The organism is Coprococcus sp. AM100_B19A, from assembly GCF_027662015.1.
Classification (GTDB): Bacteria; Bacillota; Clostridia; order Lachnospirales; family Lachnospiraceae; genus Allocoprococcus; species Allocoprococcus comes.
In genome coordinates this window covers 311,737-318,825 of the sequence record NZ_JAQDKN010000002.1, presented here as the reverse complement: position 1 = coordinate 318,825, position 7,089 = coordinate 311,737, and the positions used below count along the sequence as shown (strand labels likewise).

The 7,089-nt window shown below is 38.6% G+C and carries 6 protein-coding genes; all 6 read right to left on the bottom strand.

All coding sequences use genetic code 11. From position 1 onward, the window contains the following. Nucleotides 1–161 precede the first annotated feature (161 nt). A complete protein-coding gene (locus PGQ33_RS03705) occupies nucleotides 162–638 on the bottom strand; it encodes a JAB domain-containing protein (RefSeq protein ID WP_195484236.1) in 477 nt (158 codons plus the stop codon). 98 nt (nucleotides 639–736) lie between these two features. Next, nucleotides 737–1,051, bottom strand: coding sequence for a hypothetical protein (locus tag PGQ33_RS03700; protein WP_082432805.1), 315 nt, complete (start codon nucleotides 1,049–1,051; stop codon nucleotides 737–739). After that, nucleotides 1,023–4,091: a VaFE repeat-containing surface-anchored protein gene (locus tag PGQ33_RS03695; protein WP_270205276.1), complete on the bottom strand. Its 3,069-nt coding sequence runs from the start codon at nucleotides 4,089–4,091 to the stop codon at nucleotides 1,023–1,025. Before PGQ33_RS03695 ends, PGQ33_RS03700 begins: the two co-directional genes overlap by 29 nt. A gap of 265 nt (nucleotides 4,092–4,356) precedes the next feature. Next, on the bottom strand, nucleotides 4,357–5,292 hold the full coding sequence (locus PGQ33_RS03690; protein ID WP_195484237.1) for a ParB/RepB/Spo0J family partition protein: 936 nt from the start codon (nucleotides 5,290–5,292) through the stop codon (nucleotides 4,357–4,359). After that, entirely contained in the window at nucleotides 5,246–6,073 is an 828-nt protein-coding gene (locus PGQ33_RS03685) for a ParA family protein (protein WP_195484238.1), read from the bottom strand. The genes PGQ33_RS03690 and PGQ33_RS03685 overlap by 47 nt, the downstream gene beginning before the upstream one ends. Nucleotides 6,074–6,193: 120 nt before the next feature. Next, the coding region (locus PGQ33_RS03680; RefSeq protein WP_270205275.1) for a hypothetical protein at nucleotides 6,194–7,089 on the bottom strand (896 nt) is incomplete at its 5' end.

Sequence of the window (7,089 nt, the reverse complement as noted above, 5' to 3'; positions counted from 1 at the left end):
GGTATTTTTTATTCTATTTTTTAAATTATAATATTATTTATATTGTGTTCATTTTTTCATTATTTATTCGCTAGAATTATTGATTTGAGCGATATTATCCAAATAATACCACTCAAATCAATTACTTTATTAGATTGATTCTTCTATATTATATATATGTTTTATCTTTCCATCTCTCCCATCCTTCCTATCACATTCAACATCTTTTCTTCTCGGAAGCTGAGCATCTTTCCATTAGTTCCACCGACAATAATATGATCCAACAATTCTATTCCCAATAGCTGTCCACACTTCTGCAACTTTCTCGTAACAATCATATCCTCTTTTGACGGTTTCACATTACCACTGGGATGATTATGAAGTCCAATGATTGCAGAAGCATTTGCCAGAATACTGCTCTTAAAAACTTCTCTGGGAATTACCAAAGATGCATTAATCGTTCCAACACTGACCAGATTCATATTGATTACCTGTCCATTATTTTTCATATTCAAGATGCAAAATACCTCTCTGTCATATTGGGATAACTCCTTCGCCATTAATTCTACAACAGCCTGTGGACTGTCCAATGTCTGCTCACTATAAAGAGATGGCTCTTTTACCAGACGGATATTCACAACTTCCAATTCATTCTCCATCCTTCTGATCTCCTTTTGGAAATTCTACAACAAAAAAAATATTACTCTCTGAAGATTCCACATATGATTTCAATTGTGATAATGTCATTTCCAAATATTTAGGTTGTTCCACCATAATCTGCTCCTTTCGTTTCTTCCTTTACTTCTTTTTTTCCTGACAAATAGCTTATCACTTTGTTTGCCTTAATGCTTTTCTGCAGCTCACTGATAATGCACAGATCTGCTACATTCACTCCCGGCAAAGCAAGCATTTCATCCATCGCCATATTGACAATCTCTTTTTCCGTTCCGTATCCGGCATCAAATAAACGCTGTAATACTTTTATTGCTTTCTGATTTTTTCCCATTTCATCATCAAAGGGCAGCTTATCGCCGCCCTCTGTTTTACTCCTCCTCTTCTTTCTTTTCTTCAATTCCTAATCTCTTAACCTGTTTCTTTTTATTCCAGATACGAACTCCTATGATTCCGGCTGCTGATAATACCAGAATGGCTATCCATAAAATTGCATTTGCAGTGTCTCCTGTTTTCGGAGGGTTACTGGTTTTTGTAGTAGTACCCGGTGTCTCTGGGGTTGGTGTTTCCGGTACTTCTTTGATGGTTACAGTCTGACCTTCATCGTTGATTTCCTTATGCTCTGTTACCTTTTTCGGTTCTTCCAGATTTGTTATATCATACAGTTCTTCAAAGGTTACAAGCTGTTTTCTTCCAAGAGTGCTGCCATCGAAAGTAAACTCAATCTGCACTTCCATGTTTTCCTTGTCCGCTGTAAATTCATAATCATTGGTAACTTCTTTGCCATCAATGATCAGCTTTGCATTTTCTTCCTTAATCATCTGCCAACCAGACAATTTATACTTTGTACCGATTTCCAATCCTTCTAATGTAACTGTATCCACAATCGTCAGATCTTTTCCGGCTTCAATTTCTTTCTTACCGTTCTTATCCGTTGCTGTGGTATGAATCGAAATCTTTCGCTCTGTAATCAGGACTGTCTGACCTTCATCGTCAATGTCCTTATGCTCTGCAACTTTTACAGGTTCTTCCGGATTCTTCAGGTCATATAATTCTTCAAATGTAACCAGATTCTGTCCGCCAAGTTCTGATGCATCAAACGTATAAGAAACTTCTACTTTCATTTTCTCGCTGTCAGCAACAAAAGTGTAATCACTCTCCACACGCTTTCCATCAATGAGCAGTTCTGCATTTTCCTCTTTCAACATCTGCCAGCCTTTTAACTGATACTTTCTGCCTTCTTCCAGACCGTCCAGAGTAACTGTATCCACAATCGTTACTTTCTTTCCTGCAACAATTACCTTCTCACCTGTTATTTTATCCGTTGCTGTGGTATGAATGGTAATCTCTTTCTCATACTCATCAGTCAGTGTTCCAAGGTCTATTTTCACTTTATTTCTGCTTACAACAACTTCAAATGCAGGAATCAGCTTCATACCTTTGTTAGATTCACAAGCTAACTCCTCAATCTCATAAGTGTCATAAAGTAATGCACCTTTGCTATCGTCCGGCTCAGAAATTCCGAACCAGATACCGTCCTCACTGGATGTTCCGGCATTTGTATTTTTCTTATGAGACGCCCAATCGGAAGCAGTTGAAAACTGACCGTTTTTATCTGTTACTACGATATGGCTCTCTCCGGTTGTTTTGCTCGTAATCTTAAAAGGAACATTGGCAAGTCTCTTATGTGTGCCTGCTCCAATCTTTACTCCCTCCAAATCTCCACGTTTAATCTGGTTGTAAATGGAATGGCTTTCGCCTGTTAAATCCACTATTTTTCCATTTTCCGTAATCGAAAATTCAATCGCTTTTGCCCCGTCAGTCAGATAACCTTCCGGTGCTTTGGTTTCTTCCAGTTTGTATTTACCATATGGAAGTAAATCTGCCGATGTTGTTGCTACTCCGTCAATCCCTGTCTGAATTGTCTTAACTGTCTCATTTTTCTTGTACAGTTTTCCTTCTACCAGAACCGGATTCTCGTTCAGAGAAATAATTGCAAATGCTGCATCTTTTAATGTGGCACTTCCCTGTGCTTTGGTATCTTTTGTCTCTAAATCACGTTTTTGAATCTTCACACCACCTCGGATTACCTGGTCAGATACGGAATACTGGTTGCTTCCGGAAAGAACTGCAAGTTCTCCGTCCTCTGTGATCTGTGTCAGATACATTCCTTTTATCTGTTCTGTACTGTCTCCTGCCTGCATATAAGCTCCATCAAGTAAATATCCGTCTGGTGCTTTGGTTTCTTCAACAGTCAGTGTTCCAAGTGGTAATACACTTTTTTCATTCTGAGTGTAAAATGCATCTCCGGATACTTTGTAAGCATCTGACAGTTTTGTCACATAATGAATACTTCCGTCACTGCTCTTTTCTGCCACCGTTTTTGTAACCCAGGTACGTGTTGCTTTCTCTGGTAAGTTATCTTTTGTATAAAGTCCGTCATAATAATGCCAGGTAAACTCTGCTCCTGCCAGTGCTGCATTCCCCTGTGCAGTTGCTTTTCCTATCTCCATATCAATCTTGAACAGGTCTACCAGTGTCTCTGTTACTTTCGGAACATCTGAAACATTTAATGTAACTGTTTTTCCGGCTTCAACTTTCAGACTGCGTACTGTCGTATCCGGCTTATATCCCTTCGGTGCAGAAAGCTCTTTGATATAAACAGTCCCTGCAGTCACTTCAACCTCATTTGTATCTCCATTCTCATTTGTCGTAAGTGTTCCAATCTGATTACTGCAATTCTGGTCTGAGAATATGCCAAAGGTTGCCCCTGCAATGGAATACATCGCATTTCCATTTGTGACACTCTCATTTGCGGTTGTCTTTTTTACTTTTGCATTTCCGACATTCAGTCCTGCCCAAAACTGTCCGAGATCCTGTCCCTCTCCAGTATAGATATATCCGCCACATTTATAACGACCTTTGTTTGCCTGTACAAATGCTCTCGCTCCTGTATACACTTCATTCTGAATATCCTGTGAAATCTCAGAATATGCAGCTCGGACATTATCACACTGCCAGCCTAAATACTCACTCAGTCTCTGCCATACTACACACTGTTCCAACAGATATCCCTGATTCGCATTCAGGTTGCTGTGACTGCCTCTATACTGCTTTACATACTCCAGTGACAATGCCACATCTTCGATCTGTGTAGCACTCATACTGGAACTCGCATCGTGTCTGGTTTTATACCCATTTTTAAATCCGGTGTTAATATCTACACAATAGGCTGTTTCGCCCTCTACTCGCATGTGACCTTCATTGAATGTCGAATGAATGGTTCCATCATTCATCACATGTTCAATATATCCGACTCTCTCTGAGGATTCCGTCCAGTATTGTGTTTCCGCTGCCTGAACCGATGTAGTCGGTAATGCGGTTAAAATCGTGGTCAGGGTAAGAAGTCCTGTACACACTCGTTTCCATATCTTCTTCATTTTCTACAATTCCTTTCTTTTCAATCAAAAAAGACGTCCATCTGGAACGCCTGTTGTTGCTTTATGCTGTTTACTCCCTGCTTTCATGCAGGGTATGGGAATCTCTGACCTGCCGAAAGAAAAGAGGTTCCCGGCTCCTTATTGTCTTTTCGGCTGGTAATCTGCTGGTAAACCAAAGGGGTAGGGTGTGGGGAGGGGAAAACAGAAAAAGGCTGATTTCTCATTGACCGCCAACAGATAGACTTCTCCCTTGGTGTCAAAATGCCTATCGTTCCCTGCTTTTTTCCCGTTTCCGGTATAATTCCAGTGCTTTGATAATGGTTTCTTCCATTTTCTGCTGTGTAGTTCCCGATGGAAAGTATTTTTTCAGTCGGTTCTTCGGGATTTTCCACTGCTCTACCTGATTTGGCTTCTCTTCTGACATAATCGACAGCAAAACATCTTCATTCAACCTGCCCTCTGCTGAAAATTTGCGGATTTTGATTGCCTGTGCATGACTTGGAGTGCAATCTTCCGATTCCATGGTATCGTACAATATCTCCTGTTCTTCTTTTGGCAAATAAGACAGCTCCACCGCCGGACGCATGGCAATTTTCTTGTTATCGACCATATCAAGAATTTCCGGTATCAAGTAGGTTAATCGAATATATCTTCTGATTTGGTCTTTACTTTCTCCAACCTCCTCACCCAATAATTCATCAGAACGTTTTCCTTTTAACTTTGTCGCCAGTGGCGACGAAGTTAAATCAGTTCTTTGTCCCTGTCTTTTCATGACATCTAACCTCATTTTGTAAGCAAATGCTTTTTCTGATGGTAATATTTCTTCCCTTTGAAGATTGCTGTCAACCATGACAATAACTGCTTCGTCATCACTGAGATTTCTTACAATACAAGGTATATTTTCTAACCCTGCCAGTTCACTTGCCATTTTTCTACGGTGTCCAGAAATCATTTCATACCCACCTGTTGGCTTCTCTCTGACAAGAGCAGGAACCAATACACCATGTTCTCGAATACTTTCAATGGTCTCCACCATTTTATCATCCATTTTTACTTTAAATGGATGATTCGGAAAATCACTGATTTCATAAACAGAAATATTTTTTACATGCTCCTGATTCTTCTGGTCTCTTTCTTCCTGCGTGGTAAAAAGGTCATCGGCTGAGGGAAGATTCATGTTTATTTCTTTGCTTTTCGCCACACTGAATCACCTCCCTCGTAAATTCTGCATACGCCTTTGCAACAGTTCCATTCTTGTCATACTCATAAATGCTCTGTCCTGCTGCACTGCTTTCTGCCGCTGTGATAGCCACTGGAATAACCGTTTTGAAAATTCGGATACGTTTCCCGTAATTTTCTCGAAGGCTATTCTCTGTTGTCCTTGCCAGTTTTGTCCTCATATCTGCAAGTGTCAGCAATACTCCATCAATCTTCAGATTAGGATTTAGCTGTCTTTGTACCTTACCGATTGTTTTCATTAACTGCGTCATACCCTTTAATGGAAGATAATGAGCCTGAACTGGAACAATTACACTGTCTGCGGCAGCTAATGCATTGATAGTCAACATTCCCAAACTAGGCATACAATCAATCAGGATATAATCATAATCCTTTTTCAAATCTGACAGATACAGCTTTAAAGTCTGCTCTCTGCTCATGGCATTTACCAGTGAGATTTCCATGCCCGATAGCTCGATATTGGTTGGAATAACGTCTACTCCTTCTTCATGGTGCAAAATGCCTTCATTATACACAAACGGTTCGTCTTGTAATATCTTCTTCATCTGTGTATCCAACGTAATCGGAAGATTATCTGCATCAGTCCACCCCAATGCGGTTGTTAAATCTCCCTGTGGATCAGCATCGACCAATAATACTTTTCGCCCTTGATGTGCAAGACCGATTCCTAGATTCAATGTTGTTGTGGTCTTAGCTGTTCCTCCCTTCTGATTTGCAAGGGCGATTACTTTACACTTGGTCATGTGGATTCCTCCTTCCTCGAAAAATTTAATAGCCAATCCGTTTTACGGGACTGGCTATGTATAAAAATGAGTATAAAAAAAGCCGACTGATTCTTGGTTAAACCAATCGGCTATGTATTCTCAATTCGATAGCATTTGAGTTATATTAACATTTTTCTTTTTCAACCTACCATTTACGCCTTCTATAATTAATTTCGTATTATAAACCGCCAAAAATAATTGCTTACATTCTTTTTGACTAACACTCTTTTTACTCATTCCATGTAATAAAAAATTTCTGTTTAACACTTTTGTATCTAATTGAAAATCGTTACCATTTTCAAACAATTTCGTTAAATATGCTATAAGATTATTCATTTGAAGTAAGAAAAAACTTTGTTGTAAAAGATCTTCCTTTAATCCACTTTCTTTTATTTTTTTAAAAAATTTACTATCTCCTTTTCTCCTACTGTCCTTTTTAACTGGCTGACGTTTATATATCATTCCATCTATCATAGAACACAATATCATCGCACAAGCCTTATAACACTTATTATCATAACAATATATAGCTTCGTTCAAATCCTTATGATTTAGTCGCATTTCTTGTAAATCCGCAAACAAATCTTCCATATCATTTTTTCTCAAATATCGTAAAGCTATTTTATCTCTTTCCGACTTATCAGCAATTTTTGTTTTAAATAAACCTGCAGGTGCATGCGGAATTATTGTCCATCCATTTTCACCCCAATACTTTATTCCCTCATTCCAATCATCCCAATTAAATTCTGGTAATGAGCTTTTAAATTTTTCCAAAGAATCTCTTATCTGATTTTGAATGCCTCTAGCGATATCATTAAAATCTGAAAAAGCTGATGAAAAATCATATTTTGGAATTTGGTCAAACAGATTATTTCTCATTGTCGTAATTTTTTTCTGTATTTCTAACATTCCACTTTTCATATTTTCAAAAGTGTACTCATTATACTGTTTTACCGCATTTTCAATTTTTTTATATTCATCGTTTTCGTCATGAT